The sequence below is a fragment of the Bradyrhizobium sp. USDA 376 genome (assembly GCF_054063675.1).
In genome coordinates this window covers 6,455,906-6,474,735 of sequence record NZ_JBSSGN010000001.1, presented here as the reverse complement: position 1 = coordinate 6,474,735, position 18,830 = coordinate 6,455,906, and the positions used below count along the sequence as shown (strand labels likewise).

Annotated in this window: 14 protein-coding genes and 1 pseudogene; 7 read left to right on the top strand and 8 right to left on the bottom strand. The window is 65.6% G+C overall.

Features of this window, described 5'->3' with window-relative positions; all coding sequences use genetic code 11:
• Positions 1-137 precede the first annotated feature (137 nt).
• From ACVJ19_RS30110 to ACVJ19_RS30090, 5 genes are all read left to right on the top strand, one after another.
• Positions 138-1,358 (top strand): amino acid ABC transporter substrate-binding protein, encoded by a 1,221-nt coding sequence (locus tag ACVJ19_RS30110; RefSeq protein WP_453952791.1) that lies wholly within the window; start codon positions 138-140, stop codon positions 1,356-1,358.
• Between the two features lie 64 nt (positions 1,359-1,422).
• A complete protein-coding gene (locus tag ACVJ19_RS30105) occupies positions 1,423-2,298 on the top strand; it encodes a branched-chain amino acid ABC transporter permease (RefSeq protein ID WP_453952790.1) in 876 nt (291 codons plus the stop codon).
• Positions 2,295-3,965: a branched-chain amino acid ABC transporter ATP-binding protein/permease gene (locus ACVJ19_RS30100; RefSeq protein WP_453952789.1), complete on the top strand. Its 1,671-nt coding sequence runs from the start codon at positions 2,295-2,297 to the stop codon at positions 3,963-3,965. The genes ACVJ19_RS30105 and ACVJ19_RS30100 overlap by 4 nt, the downstream gene beginning before the upstream one ends.
• A complete protein-coding gene (locus ACVJ19_RS30095; RefSeq protein WP_453952788.1) occupies positions 3,958-4,689 on the top strand; it encodes an ABC transporter ATP-binding protein in 732 nt (243 codons plus the stop codon). Before ACVJ19_RS30100 ends, ACVJ19_RS30095 begins: the two co-directional genes overlap by 8 nt.
• A gap of 19 nt (positions 4,690-4,708) precedes the next feature.
• Positions 4,709-6,160 (top strand): aldehyde dehydrogenase, encoded by a 1,452-nt coding sequence (locus ACVJ19_RS30090; protein WP_453952787.1) that lies wholly within the window; start codon positions 4,709-4,711, stop codon positions 6,158-6,160.
• A 30-nt stretch (positions 6,161-6,190) separates the two neighbouring features.
• Here the strand turns inward: ACVJ19_RS30090 and ACVJ19_RS30085 are convergent, their stop codons facing one another.
• The 3 genes from ACVJ19_RS30085 to ACVJ19_RS30075 form a co-directional block, all read right to left on the bottom strand.
• Positions 6,191-7,006 carry a hypothetical protein gene (locus ACVJ19_RS30085; RefSeq protein ID WP_453952786.1) on the bottom strand — a complete coding sequence of 272 codons (816 nt, stop codon included), beginning with the start codon at positions 7,004-7,006 and terminating at the stop codon, positions 6,191-6,193.
• Positions 7,007-7,087: 81 nt separating this feature from the next.
• Positions 7,088-8,377: a siderophore utilization protein FsrB gene (fsrB, locus tag ACVJ19_RS30080; protein ID WP_453952785.1), complete on the bottom strand. Its 1,290-nt coding sequence runs from the start codon at positions 8,375-8,377 to the stop codon at positions 7,088-7,090.
• Positions 8,378-8,437: 60 nt separating this feature from the next.
• Entirely contained in the window at positions 8,438-10,426 is a 1,989-nt protein-coding gene (locus tag ACVJ19_RS30075; RefSeq protein ID WP_453955242.1) for a TonB-dependent siderophore receptor, read from the bottom strand.
• A gap of 687 nt (positions 10,427-11,113) precedes the next feature.
• Here ACVJ19_RS30075 and ACVJ19_RS30070 point away from each other — a divergent pair.
• Positions 11,114-11,671 carry a helix-turn-helix domain-containing protein gene (locus ACVJ19_RS30070; protein WP_453952784.1) on the top strand — a complete coding sequence of 186 codons (558 nt, stop codon included), beginning with the start codon at positions 11,114-11,116 and terminating at the stop codon, positions 11,669-11,671.
• A gap of 11 nt (positions 11,672-11,682) precedes the next feature.
• Here ACVJ19_RS30070 and ACVJ19_RS30065 read toward each other — a convergent pair whose 3' ends face one another.
• Positions 11,683-13,668 (bottom strand): primary-amine oxidase, encoded by a 1,986-nt coding sequence (locus tag ACVJ19_RS30065; RefSeq protein ID WP_453952783.1) that lies wholly within the window; start codon positions 13,666-13,668, stop codon positions 11,683-11,685.
• A 15-nt stretch (positions 13,669-13,683) separates the two neighbouring features.
• A complete protein-coding gene (locus tag ACVJ19_RS30060) occupies positions 13,684-14,880 on the bottom strand; it encodes a serine hydrolase domain-containing protein (RefSeq protein WP_453952782.1) in 1,197 nt (398 codons plus the stop codon).
• 183 nt (positions 14,881-15,063) lie between these two features.
• On the opposite strand from ACVJ19_RS30060, the pseudogene ACVJ19_RS30055 reads away from it, so the two are divergent.
• Positions 15,064-16,054: pseudogene (locus tag ACVJ19_RS30055) on the top strand (helix-turn-helix domain-containing protein).
• Between the two features lie 168 nt (positions 16,055-16,222).
• On the opposite strand, the gene ACVJ19_RS30050 reads toward ACVJ19_RS30055, so the two are convergent.
• Genes ACVJ19_RS30050 through ACVJ19_RS30040 form a run of 3 tightly spaced genes read right to left on the bottom strand, consistent with a single transcriptional unit; the run spans position 16,223 to position 18,819 of the window.
• Positions 16,223-16,996, bottom strand: coding sequence for a MetQ/NlpA family ABC transporter substrate-binding protein (locus ACVJ19_RS30050; RefSeq protein ID WP_453952780.1), 774 nt, complete (start codon positions 16,994-16,996; stop codon positions 16,223-16,225).
• Between the two features lie 28 nt (positions 16,997-17,024).
• Entirely contained in the window at positions 17,025-17,690 is a 666-nt protein-coding gene (locus tag ACVJ19_RS30045; protein ID WP_453952779.1) for a methionine ABC transporter permease, read from the bottom strand.
• Complete coding sequence (locus tag ACVJ19_RS30040) at positions 17,680-18,819, bottom strand: methionine ABC transporter ATP-binding protein (RefSeq protein ID WP_453952778.1); 1,140 nt, start codon at positions 18,817-18,819, stop codon at positions 17,680-17,682. Before ACVJ19_RS30040 ends, ACVJ19_RS30045 begins: the two co-directional genes overlap by 11 nt.
• Positions 18,820-18,830 lie beyond the last annotated feature (11 nt).

Genomic DNA, 18,830 nt, shown 5'->3' with positions numbered 1-18,830 from the left:
AACCCCTCGGTGCTTGCTAGGTCAAGTCCTGGTCGCGGCCGGCTTCCCGAAGCCGCGCCGAAAAGAAACCGGGACCAAGAGGAACGACCCACTCGCTTGCGAACAACCGCTTGAGTGAAACACGAGGGAGGATCGACATGTTTTCGGCGAACCGTCGAACGTTGCTGCGCGTCACTGGCCTGGTGGCTGTCGCCACGGCTCTCGGGACCTTTGCGACCACGGCCGATGCGCAGGAGAAGATCCGGATCGGCTATGCCATCTCCAAGACCGGTCCCTATGCCGGCGGCGCCGGCATCACCACCCTGCCCAATTACGAGCTGTGGGTGAAGGACGTGAACGCGGCCGGCGGCATCAAGCTCGGCGACAAGAAGCTGCCGATCGAGGTGGTCGAATATGATGACCGCAGCAGTTCCGAGGAAGCCGTCAAGGCGATCGAGCGCCTCGCCAACCAGGACAAAGTTGATTTCATTCTGCCGCCCTGGAGCACCGGCCTCAACCTTGCGGTCGGCCCGACGCTGAACCGCCTCGGCTACCCTCACCTCGCGGTGACCTCGGTGACCGACAAGGCGCCGGAGCTCGCCAAACGCTGGTCGAACGCGACGTTCTGGCTTGGGACGTCGGCGCAGATATCCGAGGGGCTGGCCGATCTGCTCGGCAAGCTGAAGAGCGAAGGCAAGATCGGCGCGAACGTTGCGATGGTCAGTGTCGCCGACCAGTTCGGCATCGAGCTCTCCGCCGCCGGCCGCGAGGCCTTCAAAAAGCACGGCTTTACCCTCACCTACGACAAGACCTACCCCATGGGCGCGCAGGATCTTCAGCCGCTGCTGAAGGACGCGATCGCGTCTAACCCGGATGCGTTCGTCGCCTTCAGCTATCCGCCGGATACGATCGCGCTGACCGAGCAGGCGCAGCTCCTGAAGTTCAATCCGAAGGTCTTCTACGTCGGCGTCGGCACCGCCTTCCCGCTCTACAAGGGCAAGTTCGCAGCCAACAGCGACGGCGTGATGGGGATCGGCGGCTGGAACGCGGACTCGCCGCAGCTGAAGGACTATCTCTTGCGCCACAAGGCCGCGACCGGCAAGGAGCCGGATCGCTGGGCGAGCTCGATCACCTATGCGAGCCTCCAGGTGTTGCAGCAGGCGATCGAAAAGGTCGGCAAGCTCGATCGCGCCGCCGTCGCGGCGGAAATCCGCTCGGGTACGTTCGACACCATCATCGGCAAGGTCAAGCTGAAGGACGGATTGCTCCAGGAAGTCTGGAGCGTCGGCCAATGGCAGAACGGCGAGTTCTACGCGCTCGCGCCGGCCTCTCTGCCGGGCGCGCGTGCGCCGGTCGTGCCCAAGGCGCAGTGGCAGTAAGGCTGGTTGGCAGGCCTTGCGCCCGCGAGGCCTGCCTGCCGTCCGCTCGAGGGGACGCGGTTTCATGCTGCTTGTCGACATCATCCTGCCGGGCCTCGTGCTCGGCGGCATGTACGCGCTGATCGCGCTCGGGCTGACGCTGCAATATGGCGTGGCGCGGATCATGAACCTGTCCTACGGGGAGTCGCTGGTCGCGGCCGCCTTCGGCGCGTTCTCGCTCTACAGCGGACTTGGGCTGAGCCCGCTGGCCGCGCTGCTGCTGGCCGTCCCAATCGCGATGGCGCTGAACTGGCTGCTCTATCGCTTCCTGCTGGAACGGCTGATGCGGCGGGGCAAGGACCGGGGCGCGCAGGAGATCGACAGCATCCTCGTGACTTTCGGCGTGCTGTTCGTGATCCAGGGCGCCATGCTGGTCGCCTTCGGCGGCCAATACTACAGCTACAGCTATCTCTCCATTCCGCTGACGATCATGGGCTCGACGCTTGCGGTCAATCGCCTGGTCGCGCTGCTGTTCGCGGCCGTGGTCGGCGGCGCGGTGTATCTCGCCCTCACCCGGACGCGGATCGGCACCGCCGTGCGCGCCATCGCGGTCGATGCCAATGCCGCGCGCCTTGTCGGGATCGACGTCGCGGCGTTGTCGGGGCTGGCGTTTGCTTTCGGCGGTGGCCTCGTTGCCGTCGGCGGCGTGCTGGTCAGCATGTTCCTCACCTTCAATGCCGCGATGGGCGTGGTCTTTACCATGAAGGCGCTGGTCGTGGTCATTATGGGCGGCGTCGGCAACGTCATGGGCGCGCTGGCTGCCGGGCTGCTGCTCGGCGTGGTCGAGACGGCGGTGGCACGGCTGGTCGACCCCGGGCTGACGCTGGCCGCGACCTACGCGCTGTTTCTCGGCGTGCTGCTGATCAGGCCGACCGGCCTGTTCGGGAGAGCTGCGTCGTGACCGGGGCCATGCGCGCATTGCTGTGGTGTGCCGCCCTTGCGCTGGCTGCGGCTGTTGTCACCTATCCGCTTTATGCCAACGGCTATTATCTCGCGCTCGGCATCAGCGTCCTCTATTTCACGATCCTTGCGACCGCATGGGCAATGTTCTCGGGTCCCACCCGCTACATCTCGCTTGCGACGGTCGCCTTCTTCGGCCTCGGCGCCTACACGGCCGCGGTGTTAGGTGAGACCATGCCCTGGCCGGTCGTGCTGCTTGCCGCGGCCGGCGTCGGCGCCCTCACCGCCGCCATCACCGGGCTTTCGACGCTGCGGCTGTCAGGCATCTATTTCGTGATCTTCTCCTTCGGGCTTGCCGAGCTGATCCGGCAGCTCGTGATCTGGTACGAGGTCAACATCCACAAATCGGTCGGCCGCTATCTCTTCAGCGCGGTGACGCAGGACATTCTCTACTGGCAGCTGCTGGGCTTGACCACCATCGTCTTCCTGGTGGGCTGGCTGCTCGGGCGCTCGCGCTACGGGCTGGCCTTGCGCGCCATCGGCGCCGACGAGACCGCGGCCAGCCATTCCGGCATCGACGCGACGCGCATCAAGCTCGGCGTCTTCATCCTGAGCGCGACGTTCATGGCGATGACGGGCGCGGTGATGGCGCCGCGCTGGACCTATATCGATCCGGCGATCGCCTTCAATCCGACGATCTCGTTCCAGGTCGTGATCATGGCATTGCTCGGCGGCGCCGGCTCGCTGTTCGGGCCTGTACTCGGCGTCATTCCGCTGGTGCTGCTGTTCGAGGTGCTGACCGCGACGCTGCCGAACCATTTCAGCATCGTGCTCGGCATCATCTTCGTCCTCATCGTCATGGTGCTGCCGAATGGCGTGATCGGCCTGTTCGGGGCAGGCCGCTGGCGCGTTCCGGCCGGTCATCCCGCCGCCGCTTCCGCCCGCAAGACGGATGCAACGCTGCTCGCGGTCGACGCCGTCAGCAAATCGTTCAGCGGGCTGCGCGCCGTCGAGGACGTCAGCTTCACCGTCGCGCCGGGCGAGATCATCGGCATCATCGGTCCGAACGGCTCCGGCAAGACGACTCTGCTGAATACGCTGTCGGGAGCCCTGCGCCCCTCGGCGGGCACGATCCGCTTCAGTGGGACCGTCCTCAACGGCCTGCGCGCGCATCAGATCGCGCGCCTTGGGCTTGCGCGTACGTTCCAGCTGGTGCGCGTGATGCCGGACCTGACGGTCGCCGAGAACGTTGCAGCGGCGCGGCTGTTCTCCACGTCAAGCGGTTCGGACGCAACGGGACGTGAGCTGCTGGATCTGGTCGGGCTCGGCACCATGCACGAGGCCCCCGCCAGCGAATTGACCTATATCGACCAGAAGCGGCTCGAGCTTGCGCGCGCACTGGCGCTGCAGCCGCGCCTCGTGCTGCTCGACGAATGGCTGGCGGGCCTCAATCCGAGCGAGCTCGAGACCGGCATCGCCCTGATCGCGAAACTGCGCGATCGCGGCCTTACCATCATCATGGTCGAGCATGTCATGGATGCGATCCGCGCGCTGTGCGGCCATTGCATCGTCATGAACGCCGGCAGCGTGATCGCGCGCGGCACGCCGGACGATGTCCTGGCCGATCCGAAGGTCGTCGCCGCCTATCTCGGAGGTGACGATGCTTGAGGTCGCCGCCCTCTCCCACTTCTATGGCAAGCACCAGGCCCTGGCCGAAATTGCGCTCGGCATCAAGCAAGGCGAGATCGTCGCGATCCTCGGCGCCAACGGCGCCGGCAAGTCCACCCTGCTCAAGAGCATCGCCGGGCTGGTCAGGCCTGCGCCGGGCGCGACGATCAGGTTCGAGGGACAGGGCATTGCCGAGCTGCCCGCCCATCTGATCGTGGAGCGCGGCATCGCCCTGGTGCCTGAGGGACGCGGCGTCTTCGGCGAACTGACCGTTGCCGAGAATTTGCAGCTCGGCGCCTATCCCGCGCGCGCCCGCGCCGGCGAAGCGGACCGGCTCGCAAGGATCCTAAAACTGTTCCCGCGCCTTGCCGAGCGTATGACCCAGGCCGTCCGCACCATGAGCGGCGGCGAGCAGCAGATGGTGGCGATAGGCCGTGCGCTGATGTCGAACCCGCTGCTGCTCCTGCTCGACGAGCCCTCGCTCGGCCTGTCGCCCCTGCTCAGCCGCGAGGTGTTTCGCGCGCTGACGCAGATCCGCGCCAGCGGCGTCGGCGTGCTGCTGGTCGAGCAGAACGCACGCGCCAGCCTCGACATCGCCGATCGCGTCTACCTGATCGAGTCCGGCCGCAACGCCGGCAGCGGACCGGCGGCCGCGATGAAGAACGATCCCGAGATCCAGCGCGCCTATCTCGGCAAGGCGCGTGCCGCATCGTCCCCACATTGATCACCCCATGGAGAGCGCCATGAACGCAATCGACCTTCTCATCGGCGGCAAGGACCAGTCGGCCAGCAACCAGCGGACCTTCCAGCGCCGCAATCCGATTTCCGGTGAGGTCGCGACAACAGTGGCCGCGGCCTCGATCGACGATGCGATGCGCGCCGCCGACGCTGCGGCCGCGGCCTTTCCGGCCTGGTCGCAGCTCGGCCCCTCCGAGCGCCGCAAGCGGCTCAACGCGGCCGCCGACATCCTCGCGCGCCGGGCCGCGGAGTTCACCGCGCTGATGGTCGCCGAGACCGGCGCCACCGCGGGCTGGGCCGGCTTCAATGTGCATCTCGCCGAAGGCATGCTGCGCGAGGCCGCCGCCATGACGACGCAGATCTCGGGTGAGGTCATCCCGTCCGACAAGCCCGACAATCTCGCGATGGCCTTCCGTCAGCCGGTTGGCGTCGTGCTCGGAATTGCGCCGTGGAATGCGCCCGTCATCCTCGGCGTGCGGTCGGTCGCGATGCCGCTTGCCTGCGGCAACACGGTGGTGCTGAAGGCGTCCGAGATGAGCCCCGGCGTGCACCGCCTGATCGGAAACTGCCTGACGGAGGCCGGCGTGGGCGACGGCGTCGTCAATGTCGTGACCAATGCGCCGGAGGATGCGCAGGCCGTGGTCGAGGCGCTGATCGCCCATCCCGCCGTCCGCCGCGTCAACTTCACCGGCTCGACCCGGGTCGGCCGTCTCATCGCCCTCGCCTGCGCCAAGCATCTCAAGCGCGCGCTGCTGGAGCTCGGCGGCAAGGCCCCGCTCGTCATCCTCGACGATGCTGACCTCGATGCCGCCGTGAATGCCGCGGCCTTCGGCGCCTTCATGAACCAGGGGCAGATCTGCATGTCGACGGAACGCATCGTCGTCGACGACAAGGTCGCGGACGCCTTCATCGCCAAGTTCGCTGCCAAGGCCAAGAGCCTTCCTCACGGCGATCCCCGCAAGGGCAATGTCGTGCTCGGCTCGCTGATCAGCGGCGCAGCCAGCGACCGCGTACGCGGCCTGATCGACGACGCCGTCGCCAAGGGAGCGGTACTTGCGGCAGGCGGACACGGCAGCGGCACGATCATGCCGGCCACCATCGTCGATCACGTCACCCCGGCGATGCGCATCTATGGCGAGGAAAGCTTTGGTCCGGTCGTGACCGTCGTGCGGGTCAGCGGGGTGGACGAGGCGGTGCGGGTTGCCAATGACACCGAATACGGCCTCTCCTCCGCCGTGTTCGGCCGTGACATCGCGCGCGCCCTCGGCGTCGCCAAGCGGATCGAAGCCGGCATCTGCCACGTCAATGCGCCGACCGTGCACGACGAGCCCCAGATGCCGTTTGGCGGCACCAAGGCGTCGGGCTACGGGCGCTTCGGCGGCAAGGCTGCCATCGACGAGTTTACCGAGCTGCGCTGGATCACCATGCAGACGGGACCTCGCCATTATCCGTTCTGAAGCGAGACCTGCGCTCGCCGTGTGACCCGCTTAGCGCAGCGGCAGCAGGTCCAGCTGGCTCTGCGCCTTCTTCACTGCTGCTCCGAACCAGCTCTGGCCCGGCGCTTCCTTGGCGAAGCATTTTGTGTAGGCGTCCATGGCCTGGTCCTCCTTGGCCATGGCGTCCTGCGGGGTCTTCCTGGCCATCATCTGCGTCCAGACCTTCTCACAGGCCGGGATCTCGGCCGTCTTCACGGCGTCGGTTGCGGAAAGGAAAAAGACCTTCTCGCCCTGGACCGCGACGACGTCGATTTCATGTGGCGGCCCCTTCAGGTCGCCGTTGCCGCGCACGCCCAGCACGGCCACCGCGGCGCTCGCGGACGCGGGCTTGGTGACCGGCAGCTCCGCATATTTGGCGAAGGCGGCGTCCTGGATCGCCTGATAGTAGAAGCGGTCCGACTTGATCGCTGCGCCGATCTCCTGCGGCATGCCGTCCTCGCGATGCTCGCCCAGCCAGTGCTTCAATAGTCCGGTCGTGGTCACCACGGCCTGCATCTTGTCGCCTTCGGAGGCGAAGCCGAGTCCGTCGAGATGCCCGAAACCAGAATCGCCCTTGAACAGGGTGTCGACGTTCGACTTGCCGTCTGCCGGGAGGCCTTTGATCGTGACCGGACCGACCAGGCCGCGCAGGACGCGCGCCAACTCGCTCAATGCGGCGTCGTGCTGTTTGAAAGTCTCGTCGTTCTCCTTGGCCTTGGAGAATTTCGCGATGTAGCGATCGCGCAGGTCGAGATAATTCTGCTCGGGCCCGGCCGCATGGGCTGATGTCGCGAAGGCGAGCAGGCAGAGCAAGGCGAGCGATCTCATTGCAATATCCGAAAAGACTGGAAACGACCTCCAGTCTTTGTGCCGCTGCCGCGCGGGAAGGTTCATCCGCGAGGGCGGGCCCTACTCCGCCGGCGTGAGCTGCCGGGTCAGGCGCATCGCCGCGGTCTCGCGGACGCGAACACGGGCGCGGCGCTTGCGCCACCAGATCACGACCCCGGTGACCGAGAGCGCGGCCACGACCAGCCCCATGATCGAGATCAGGATACGGCCGGGCAGCCCGACGATGCGGCCCGAATGCAGCGGAAACTGCGCCTGCACGAAGATGTCGGCGGCGGTGCCGACCCAGGGCAGCCGCTCGCCGATCGGACGGCCGTCCTCGCTGTCGTAATAGAGCTGCGCCGGGCCGACGCCGCCGGCACCGTGATCATCGCCGGGGTGGAAGTAGGCCGCGGCATAGACGCCATGGGCCGGGCCATAGCTGAGCGCGCCGACCGGGGTGGTCCAGCCCCGTGCCTTGCCGTCGGCGGCGGCGCGCGCGGCAATCTCGGCGAACGTCATCCTGGGCTCGATGGGATCGTCGAGATTGCGATAGGGCCGCTGCTCATACGGCGTCGGCGTGTAGTTCGACACCATCTTCATCAGCGGCGAGAACACCTCGAAATAGAGGTTCAGCGAAAATGCCGTGAAGGCGATGATGAACAAGACGCCCCAGGTCCACAGGCTGAAGGCGCGGTGGATGTCGAAATTGATCCGGTAGGCGCTGCCGGAGGTCTTGATGGTCCAGGCCGGCGCCCAGCGCGCCCAGAAGCCGCGGTCGAGCTGCCGCGCGACCTCGGGCGCCCGCGCCGCCTTGGCACGTCGCCGCGAGGGCAGCGTCAGATAGAAGCCGACGAAGCAATCGATGGTCCAGATGATGGCGATGATGCCGAGCACGCGCATGCCCCAGCGGTCGCTGCCCCAGAATTCCGGGATGTGCATGGTGTAATGCAGCTTGTACAGGAACGAGACGAAGTTTTCGCGGGTCACCGGCCACACCGCGCCCCAATAGCGGCGGCCAAGCTCCACGCCGGTGTTGGGATCGAGGAAGACCTGGTTGTAGTCGAGCGGATAGCGTTTGCCGGTCGCCGGATCGATCCGCGGCATGATGAAGAACCACAGCGAGTGGCCCTCCTCCGGCGTCATGAAGAGATAGACGGCGCGCGCACGGGGATCGCGCTCCTCGATCATCTTCGCGAGCTCGATCGAGGGAATGGCCGGGCCCTTGGTCGAGACATCGAACAGATGGCTGTTCAGGACGTCGTCGATCTCGTGGTCCCAGGAGATGATCGCGCCGGTGATGCCGGAAAAGAACAGAAATCCGGCCGTGAGCAATCCCGCCCAGCGATGCAGCTTGCCGAATATCGCTCTCATCGTCTTCCACTCTCGTCCAGCACGTCCGACTCCCATCGCCGGACTATCTTCAGTTCGAACTCACCACCGGTAGGTCAGCTTGCCGATGGCCTTACGTCCCTCCGCATAGAAGCAGCCCGACAGGTTGTAGCAGGCGGCGACGTATCGGGTGTCGGCGAGGTTGGTGACGTTCAGCGACAGGCGCCAATTGTCCCTGGTGTAGGCCAAAAGCGCATCCAGCACGGTCGAGGCTCCGACCTTGAACGTGTTGGCGTCATCGCCCCAGGTCGCGCCGACATAGCGGATGCCGCCGCCGAACTGCAAGCCCGCCAGCGGCCCATTCTGGAGCGTGTAGTCGCTCCACAGCGAAGCGCGATTGAGCGGAACCGTCGTTGGCGCCTTGCCGACATTGACCGGATCCTGCGTGACGATGGCATCGACATAGGCATAGGCGGCGCGCAGGTTCCAGCCGTCGGCGAGCGACATCGTGCCTTCGAGCTCGATGCCGCGCGATTTCACCTGGCCGGTCTGGTCGGCGAAGACGGACCCGGGCGCATAGGTGACGACGTTGTCACGCGTCAAATCGAAGGCCGCGAAGGTGAACAGCGCGTTCCAGCCGAGCGGCTGGTACTTGACGCCGACCTCGTACTGCACGCCCGTCTCTGGATTGAGCATCTGGCCGCCCGGCCCTGTCGCCAGCACGGGCAGAAACGATTCCGAATAGCTGAAGTAAGGCGCGATGCCGTTGTCGAAATTGTACATCACGGCGGCGCGGCCGGTGAAGGCCGAGGCATCCTTCGAGACCGACGTGTTGGCGATGCCGCTGTCGACCTGCGTCGTCACGAAATCCTGGCGGCCGCCGAGCTGGAACGACAGCCGGCCAAGCTTGATCTGGTCCTGCGCATAGAGGCCGACCTGCGACTGCTTGACGCCGGTGTTGTCGCTCATCGCGCCGATGGTCCAGTCGTAGCTGTAGACCGGATTGAAGACGTTGATCTCGGGCGCCGACGTCGTGACGCTGAACGCGGTGTCGCGGAACGTGGTGTTGCGATAGTCGATCCCGACCAGCGTGGTGTGGCTCAGGATTCCGGTGGTGAACTTGCCCTGGAGCTGATTATCCACCGCAAAGGAGTTGATGTAGGAGTTGCTGTAGCTGCCGTAGCGCGCGAGCTGCCCCGCGGCCTCGTCGGTATAGCCGCCGCCGTAAAACACCTTCTCCTCGTTGTGCTGATAGGCGTAGCGCAGGTTCTGCCGGAAGGTGATGTTGTCGGTGAAGTCGTGCGAGAGCTGGTAGCCGGCGGTCGCGATCTCGGTGTTGAAGGCATCGAAGCTCGGTACGCCCGCGAAGAACGAGACCGGGATGGTGCGGCCGTTGTTCGGCCATACCGTGCCGGAAGCCGGCAGGAACTGGAGGCCCCACCCTGCCCGGTCCTTCTGGTAGTTGGCGAGCACGGTGATGGTGGTATCGTCGTTCGGCTTGAAGGTGACGGCGGGCGCGATGAAGACGCGGTTGTCCTTGCTGAAGTCGACCTGGGTTTCGCCGTCGCGAACCACGCCGGTCAGGCGCCACAGTACTGTGCCTTCCTTGTTGGCGGGGCCGCCCATGTCGAACTGGCCCTGATAGCGGTTGAAGCTGCCACCGGAGATCGACGCCTCGCCGAACTGCTGCGCGGTCGGCAGTTTTGTCACGTAGTTGAGCAGGCCGCCGGTGCCGCTGCCGCCATACATCGCCGAGGACGGGCCCTTGAGAACTTCCAGGCGCTCGGCGCCGTAGGGATCGAGTCCGTTGAAATGCACGTAATTGCTGGACGGGATTCGCAGGCCGTCGATGTAGAGGCCCGGCATGGTCATGTCGAAGCCGCGGATCTGGAGGCCGCCGAAGCGGGTGTCCGAGCCGCCATTGACGTCGCCGCTGACGCCGGCGGTGTAGCGCAGCGCCTCGCCGATCGAGACCGCGCCCTGGTTCCTGATCTGATCGGTGGTGACGATGGACACCGACTGCGGGGTCTCGATCAGTGGCGTGTCGATCTTGGTGGCGGTGCCGCTGCGCGTGGCGACGAAACCGCGCACGGGGCCGCCGGCGCGTTCACCTGTCGCGCCATTCGACGCCGACTGGGCCGGCGCGGCTTGCTGCGCGGGAGCGCGACGGCTGGCGCGGGAGGTGCGCGTCGATGCCGATCGTCGCGACACGGCGGTCGCGGCCGGACGTGCACGCTGGGCCGGCGCGTCAACGGTGACAGAGGGAATTTGCGTCTGCGCCTGCACGGGACCAAGGGGAAGGATGAGAGCGGCTGAGCTGACGGCTCCGAAGAACAGCACCTGAGCTTGTCGAAGACGCGTGTCGGAACGCGAAGGAAGTTGGAAGTCAGTCACGTCTTGAGAGGCCCCACGCACTGCCGGCTTCGCCGGTATCGTTTTTGATGCCCCGCCCTAACGCAGGCGATTTCGGAGCGCGATAGGAACCGGGTTAGAACCTCTCCAGACCTGTGCGCAGCACGTGCGGCGAATGCGCTCAGGCGCCGAGAGAGGCGCGCGGATTTGGAATCTTTCTAGACGAACGTGGTCAATCGACGAAGCGCGGCCTCGAGTGACATCGAAAGCGGGCGCGGAGAACGAATCCTTTACCATGGCCTCGGCGCTTGATTGAGCGTGAGGAACCTCGAGGGTAGAATTTGTTGCGGGATATTTCATTTGCGTTGCAGAGCGTGCCGCAACGTTCTGTGCCAGCGCATGCTGGGCATCCGGGGTTCGACGTCCATGAGCGAATTGCGCGCTGCGACCAGGCAATCCACGGCGAGAACGGGGCTCGTCGAATTCGACGGCGCCAGGGGCATCGTCAGCATCCCCTGCACGATCGCGGACGTATCAGGCACCGGAGCACGGCTGAAGCTCGACTGGTCGCTGGCGTTTCCGAAAGAGGCCACGCTGATCTTTGCCGATGGCTTGCGAAAGACCTGTCGCGTGGCCTGGCAGAAGCGGCGGCTGCTCGGCGTCGCCTTCGCCGATGGCGTGGCGAGCCTCGACGAGCAGGCCCTCATGATGACCGAGGAAGAGCAGGCTCTGCACCGGCGGCATATCGGCGCGCAGGTCCGCGGCGCACGCGAGGCGCGGGGCTATACCGAGAGCCAGATGGCGAACCTCATTGGTATCTCACCCGACGATGTCTCCCGTGCCGAGCGTGGTGAGATCAGCATCCCGCTCCACCAGCTCACGCACATTGCCGATCTGTTACTGGTCGACCTCGACAGCCTGGTTGCGGGCCCGGCGTCGATTGAGGTGCCGCCAGCCAACGATGTCGAACTGGCTGCGGGCTGACTGCCGCGCCGCTAGTCCTTGTCGCAGCACGAGGCGCCGCCGCCTTTCCCCTCGCCCGCGAGCACGCTGCGGCTGTTGCGCTCCGGCGGAATGTCGAAGGCCGCGTTGGCGGCGAAGAAGCCGGTCGGCTTCAGCATGAAGCCGGCATATTCGACCGGCATGATCGGAAAGTCCTCGGGCTTGCAGACATGGGTGTGGCCGAAGGAGTGCCAGACCACGATGTCGGCATTCTCGATGTTGCGGTTCTGCGCGGCGTAGTGCGGCAGGCCGTCGCCGCCGGCATGGACGTTGGGATAGTCGCCGCTGGCGTACTTTTCCGCTGGATCGAAGGCCGTGACCCAGACGTGCCTGGTCGCAAAGCCGCCGCGCCTGCGCACATAGCTGCCCTCCTGTGCCAGCATCAGCGGGCTCGGATTGACGACGAGCTTGTAGGCCGGTGCATTGCCGACCGAATTGGTCTCGTTGGGATTGCTGATCTTCCAGAACCGCCCGGTCTCGCCGTTGGCGACCGCCGCCGCGTCACGCTCCCGCGACAGAACCCGCGTCGTGGTGTCGAACACGTTGCCATGCGGATTGTCGTGGCCCCAGGGCCGCGGCACGAAATCGTGCTCCGTCACCGTGTTGCCACCGCCGTCGAGATCCATGTGCAGGCGCACGTTGAAGAAGTGCTGATGCGTCGGACCGCCGAGATTGTCGTCGACCATGCCGCCCCATCTGTACGTTTCGCCTGATGGCACGGCGGCGGTCTGGATGATGCCGGTGAGTTTTGTCTCGAGCTGGATCGTGCCGTCCTGGTAGAGATACCAGTAGAAGCCGTAATCGTAATTGCCGACGGTCGCGAAGAACGAGATCACCAGACGCCGGGATCTGCGGACTTCGAACAGGCCGTTGCGGAATTCGTAGTGTTTCCAGGCAATTCCGTAGTCTTCTTCATGCATGCAGATAGCATTCTGCATGACGAAGGGCTCGCCCTTGCCGTCGGCGGCCGGCACGTCGAAATAGTGGATGCTGCCGAGGCAGTCGCAGCCGAGCTCGAGCGCGTTGGCGAGCATGCCGAGGCCGTATTCGCCGGCATCGAACGCCGACTTCCAGAAATGGTTGGCGGTCGGATCGGCGTAAGGCACCACCATCTCGGTGACGCTGGCGCGATGGATCAGCGAGCGCTTGCGATCGCCGTCCTGATAGGCGAGCTGGTGCAGCACCAGGCCCTCGCGCGGGGTAAAGCCGACGCGAAAGCTCCATTTCTGCCAGTCGACCTTCCAGCCGTCGACCTCAAAGCTCGCGCCTTCCGGCTGCTCGATATGCAGCGGCTTGATGTCGATGCGCGGGCTCGTGACTTCGTGCGCGCCGTAATTTCGTTTCTTGCGCGGGATCGGGACGATCGGGTCCGCGTCCGTGAGATCAATGACCTTGCCGCCGATCAGGTCGACCACGGCGACCACGCCTTCGATCGGATGGGCATAGCCGTTGTCCTGGAGGTGCTCGCGAAAATAGCTGACGGCACGCACGATGCGCGCGCCGCGCTCGAATTCCTTGTCGAAGAAACCCGACGAGAACGGATCGACCTGGATGAGCTCGATGTCCTTGTCGGCGAGCCCGCGCCGGACCATCGCCGCGCGCCAGCCCGGATCGGCCTTCACCACGGCTTCGCACTTGAAGAACTCTTCCAGCATCACCGGAGGTTGCGCGTAGGGCGCCTCGCGGTTGGGGATGATTTTTCGCGCGACGATCTCTTTGAGGGCGAGATCGACAATGTGCTCGATTGCCTCGCCCGTGGTCACGTCCAGTGTCAGGACGAAAGCGCGGCGCCCTGCTCTATCAGCGGCCAGCTCCTGCTTGGTCGGCTCTTCCAGCCGCACCGTCGGGAAGCGGCAGTTTTCGGGCGATGTGGCCGCCGCACGCACCAGCGTGCAGGCTGCGGTGATCTCTTCAGCCGTCAGCGGATCGAGCGCATGCGGCGTCGAGGTCTGTGGCTTGGCTTTGACGGTATCGAGCATGATGATGTCCAGATCTCAGCGCGGGGCGAGATGCGCGGTGATGGCGCCGAAGGCGGCGAACCAGCGCTGATCGATCGGCACGTCCATCGCCTTGGGCTGCGTCGCGAGCTTGACGATGACGGTATCCGAATCGAGATCGACATAGAGGTGCTGACCGTGAATCCCGATCGCGGTGAGCGCGTTGCGTGACGGATCGATCGTGAACCATTTGCTGCGGTAGCGCGCGCCCGGGAAGAACTCGGCGAGGTCGCCGTCGGCCCACGCCTTGGGATCGCCGTTCTCGCGAATGTCGTCGATCCACCAGCCGGGCACCACTTGCCGCCCCTCGACCACGCCGCGGCAGCGGATCATCTCGCCAAAGCGGATGAGGTCGCGTGCGGTGACGGAGATGCCGCCGGCGATGCGGCCCATGCCGTGGCTATCGAGCGTGAGCGAGCCATCCTCCTCCGCGCCCAAGGGCTGCCAGAGATATTCGGAGAGGATGCGATGGTATGGCATGCCGCAGGCGCGCTCATAGACCCAGCCGAGCACCTCGGTATTGGTCGAGACGTAATGAAAGACCTTGCCGTGCGGCTTGCCCGTCCCACGCAGTGTGGTGAGATAGGCGCGTTGATGGCTGGGATCGACGCCTGGCGGCGGCACGTCCCAGCCCGAGGAGAAGCGATAGCGCGCGACGTCGCCGGCGGGGTCCTCGTAATCCTCCTCGAACTGGATGGCGACGGCCATGTCGAGCAGGTTGCGGACGGTGCAGCCGCCGTAGACCGAACTCTCCAGCTCCGGCACGTAGCGCACCACCCTCGCCTCCGGATCGAGCAGGCCACGCGCGGCCAGAACGCCGCCGAGCGTGCCGGCGATCGCCTTGCTGATCGAGCAGATCAGATGCGGCGTGGTCGCGCTCATGCCGTCGCCGTACCATTCGTGGATCAGGGTGCCCCGGTGCATCACGAGCAGCGTATCGGCGAAGGTCTCGCGCAATGTCGCCTCGATCGTGGTGGGCTGCCCGTCCGGCGCGGTGAAGCCGAGCCTTTGCAGCTCGCGCGGTGCGCTTGGTATCGGTGATGGATGCGCGGAGCGACGGACCTCGGCGGTCGGCAGCACTTCGCGGGTGTGGGTAAAGCCCCAGCGGATCGCGGGAAAGCTGCGCCAGTTGGCGCGGGTCACCTGGGCCTCTGGCGCGGGCGGGCTGCCGCGCATGATGTCGCTCGGTCGCATCTCGATCCCTCCGCGAAACGCCATCCCGACTGCGATGTTCGGAACGGCTGAGAAGGAAGCCTGCACCGCGGCGCGGTCAGGCGTTATCGAAATCCCGCAATATTTTGCTGGACAGGGCTGTGGGGCGTGCCAGTCTCGACGCAGTCCCCGCTGTTTTCGGCTGGCAAATTCCGACGTATCGTCATGGCCTTAAGCGAAACTCTTCCGATTCAGGACTCGGCTGCCATCCTGCTTCAGGCTAGCAGCACGGACGTCGACGAGCATTGCGCCGCGCTCGGCCGCTGGCGGCTGAGCTACGACCAGATCAGCGCTGGTGCCTTCAGGGGCAGCTTCACCCAGCTCTCCCTGCCCCGCGTCGAGGTGTTCCGCGAGATCACCAGTCAGCAGGTTCGGCAGTATGGTCAGCTTGGCGCGGACAGCTTTGGCATCGGCCTGCCCTGGGACGGTGATGGCGAGGTCAATTGCAACGGAGCGAGCGTGGCCGGTGCCCAGGTCATTGCCTGCATCGACGCCGAGGTCGACATGTGCACGCCGAAGGCGTTCGAGCTGCGCGGCGTGGTCGCCAGCGCCGCGCTGATCGAGGAGCTTGCCGCCCGCCTCGACATCGCGCTGCCGCGCGCCGTCTGGCATCAGTTGCGGGTGATCGAGATGGCGGAAGCGCCGGTCGCGCGGCTGCGCGGCCATCTCGCCGCCATTCACGAAACCATCACGACGGCGTCCGAGCAGTTCGACGATCCCGCGGCACGGCAGGCGCTGGAGGATGCCCTCCTCGTCGAGATCATGGACATGTTGCCGACCGCACGGCCGACGAATCCCGGCCGCAGCGCCGCGGCACGCAGGCGCACCGTCGATCGCGCTCGCGAGCTGATGCATGGCAGCGGGCGAGCGTTCCCTATCGCTGCTTGAGGTCTGCAAGGCGGTCGGCGCCAGCCCGCGCAAGCTCGGCTATTGCTTCCAGGAGGTCTTGGGCACGAGCCCGATGCACTATTGGCGCGCGATGCGACTGAACCGGGTACGGCGCGATCTCAAGCGCACCGGCGGTGCACAGACTTCGGTCTACGACATCGCCGTGCAGCACGGCTTCTGGCACTTCAGCCAGTTCTCGCTGGACTACAAGCGCCACTTCTCCGAACTGCCCTCGGAGACGCTGCGGCGCGCCAGGCTGGCGGCCTGATCGCCCCTGGCACGAAAAAGGTGGCGAGCGGGTCGCTTGCGGCCATCCTTCGAGACGCCCGCCTTTGGCGGGCCCTCAGGATGAGGTCGCGTTCGCGGCGAGATGTCAAACCCTCATGGTGAGGAGCCCGCCAAAGCGGGCGTCTCGAACCATGCAGGCCGGGTACCGTTACCAGGTCGGCAGGTACGTTCCCTTGAAGCGCGTCTCCAGAAACGCCTTCACGGGCTCGGAGTGATAGGCCTCGATCAGCGGCTTCACCCACGGCTTGTCCTTGTCCTCCTCGCGGACGGCGAGGATGTTGACCCAGGGTCCGTCAGGGTTTTCGCGGGCGATCGCGTCGGTCGCGGGATTGAGGCCGGCCTGCACCGCATAATTGTTGTTGATCGAGACGACGTCGACATCCTGGAGCGCGCGCGGGAGCTGGGCGGCATCGAGCTCGACGAAGCGGAGCTTCTTCGGGTTGTCGGTGATGTCGGCGATGGTCGAGGAGACGTTGTTCGGATCCTTCAGCTTGATGACGCCATGCAGCGCCAAAATCATCAGGCCGCGCGCGCCGTTGGAGGGATCGTTGGCGATCGCGACGCGGGCGCCCTCGGGCAGATCGGCGAGCTTCTTGTATTTCTGCGAGTAGACGCCCTGCGGCGAGCCGATCGTGTTGGCGACCTTGACGATCTTCCACCCGGTCTTGGAGATCTGGTTCTTCAGGTACGGCTCGTGCTGGAACGAGTTGGCTTCGAGGTCCTTCAGCGCCAGTGCCTGGTTCGGGATCACGTAGTCGGTGAACTCGACCACCTTGATGTCGAGGCCGCGCTCGGCGCCGACCTTCTTCACGACATCAAGGATCTCGGCATGGGGGCCGGCCGTTACGCCGATGCGGATTGTTTCGGCTTGAGCTGAGGTCGCAAGCAAGGCTGCAGCCGCAAGGGTTGCGAGAAAACGCATTGATGTCTCCAGTTTCAGAAAAGTTGTATCAGCGATGCCGCAGCCGGCGGTTGACCCGGCGCGCCAGATAGTCGCCCGCGCTCTGCACAATCTGCACCAGCGCGATCAGCACGACCACGACGGCGAGCATCATCTCCGGCATGAAGCGCTGGTAGCCGTAGCGGATGCCGAGATCGCCTAGGCCCCCGCCGCCGACCGCGCCAACCATGGCGGAGTAGCCGAGCAGGCTGACCACTGCGAGCGTCAGCGCCAGCAACAGGCCCGGCAGTGCTTCGGGGATCAGCACCTTGAACACGATCTGGATCGGCGAGGCCCCGAACGAGGACGCAGTCTCGATCAGGCCGCCATCGACCTCACGGATCGCAGCCTCAACCAGACGCGCAATGAACGGTGTCGACGCGATGGTCAGCGGCACGATCGCCGCGGTCGAGCCGATCGAGGTGCCGGCGACGAGCCGGGTGAACGGGATGATGGCCACGACCAGGATGATGAAGGGCGTCGAGCGCGTCGCATTGACGATGGTGCCGAGCACGCGATTGACGATGGGGGCGGAGAACAGCTCCCCCTTCCGGCTGGTCGCGAGGAAGACGCCGAGCGGCAGGCCGAAAGCGGTGCCGAGCAACGCCGCGATGCCGACCATGTACAGGCTCTCGCCCGCGGCCTGGATGATCAGATTGATGAGTTCAGGCGACATAGCCGAGACGCTCCGCCGAGAATTGATATTGAGAGAGCCAGGCGAGCGTCCGCGTCACCGCGTCCTCGCCGCCGGGAATTCCGAGCGTGAGCGAGCCCACATGCTGGCCGCCGATCTCGTCGATACGCGCCGACAGCAGCGACAGGTCGAGCCCGAGCTCGCGCGCCAGCCGCGCCACCACGGTATCGCCGGCTCCTGCCCCACGCACCTGGACGCGCACCACGGCCTGCCCGCCGGCAGACGGCTCCGGAACGATCCGGCTCGCAAGCGACACCGGCAGACTGTCGCCGACGACTTCGGCCAGGAAGGATTGCGTGATCGGATGCTTCGGGTGAGTGAAGATATCGGCGACGTGGCCGCTCTCGACGACGTGGCCGGCATCTAACACCACCACTTCCTTGGCGAGTTGGCGCACCACGGACATTTCGTGCGTGATCAGCACGATGGTCACCCCGAGCTCGCGGTTGATGTTGGCGAGAAGATCGAGGATCGCGCGCGTGGTCTGCGGATCGAGCGCCGAGGTCGCCTCGTCCGACAGCAGCACGCTCGGTCGCGTGGCGAGGGCTCGCGCGATGCCGACGCGCTGCTTCTGTCCGCCTGACAGTTCCGACGGATAGCGGTCGTGCTTGTCGGCGATGCCGACGAGCGCGAGCAGCTCAGTCACGCGGGCCTTGATGTCAGCCTTGGACCAGCCGGCGATCTCGAGCGGCAGCGCGATATTGTCGGCGGCCGTGCGCGACGACAACAGGTTGAAATGCTGGAAGATCATGCCGATCGAGCGCTGCGCCAGCCGCAGCTCGCGGCCTGCAAGCGCCGAGATTTCCCTGTTATCGACGATGACGCGGCCCGTGGTCGGCTTCTCCAGCCCGTTGATCAGGCGCACCAGGCTCGACTTGCCGGCGCCGGAGCGGCCGATAACACCGGTGATGGAGCCGCGCGGAATGGCGAAATCGATATTCTGCAGCGCGTTGACGCCGGGCTTGCCGCGATACGCCGGATAGGTCTTCGAGATGCCTTCGAAACGGACCATGGCGTCCGGCTCGGTCGCAGCGGGTGAAACCGCTTCAAGCGTTTCGATCGGTTGTCCGATCGCGAGCGATTGGTGGGCATTCATGGAGGCGGCCTTCATGCACAATAGTT

Excerpts from the sequence above, each read along its gene's own strand:
- ACVJ19_RS30110 (WP_453952791.1), top strand. The coding sequence starts at position 138 with ATGTTTTCGGCGAACCGTCGAACGTTGCTGCGCGTCACTGGCCTGGTG.
- ACVJ19_RS30105 (WP_453952790.1), top strand. The coding sequence starts at position 1,423 with ATGCTGCTTGTCGACATCATCCTGCCGGGCCTCGTGCTCGGCGGCATG.
- ACVJ19_RS30095 (WP_453952788.1), top strand. The coding sequence starts at position 3,958 with ATGCTTGAGGTCGCCGCCCTCTCCCACTTCTATGGCAAGCACCAGGCC.
- ACVJ19_RS30090 (WP_453952787.1), top strand. The coding sequence starts at position 4,709 with ATGAACGCAATCGACCTTCTCATCGGCGGCAAGGACCAGTCGGCCAGC.
- ACVJ19_RS30085 (WP_453952786.1), bottom strand. The coding sequence starts at position 7,006 with ATGAGATCGCTCGCCTTGCTCTGCCTGCTCGCCTTCGCGACATCAGCC.
- fsrB (WP_453952785.1), bottom strand. The coding sequence starts at position 8,377 with ATGAGAGCGATATTCGGCAAGCTGCATCGCTGGGCGGGATTGCTCACG.
- ACVJ19_RS30070 (WP_453952784.1), top strand. The coding sequence starts at position 11,114 with ATGAGCGAATTGCGCGCTGCGACCAGGCAATCCACGGCGAGAACGGGG.
- ACVJ19_RS30065 (WP_453952783.1), bottom strand. The coding sequence starts at position 13,668 with ATGCTCGATACCGTCAAAGCCAAGCCACAGACCTCGACGCCGCATGCG.
- ACVJ19_RS30060 (WP_453952782.1), bottom strand. The coding sequence starts at position 14,880 with ATGCGACCGAGCGACATCATGCGCGGCAGCCCGCCCGCGCCAGAGGCC.
- ACVJ19_RS30050 (WP_453952780.1), bottom strand. The coding sequence starts at position 16,996 with ATGCGTTTTCTCGCAACCCTTGCGGCTGCAGCCTTGCTTGCGACCTCA.
- ACVJ19_RS30045 (WP_453952779.1), bottom strand. The coding sequence starts at position 17,690 with ATGTCGCCTGAACTCATCAATCTGATCATCCAGGCCGCGGGCGAGAGC.
- ACVJ19_RS30040 (WP_453952778.1), bottom strand. The coding sequence starts at position 18,819 with ATGAAGGCCGCCTCCATGAATGCCCACCAATCGCTCGCGATCGGACAA.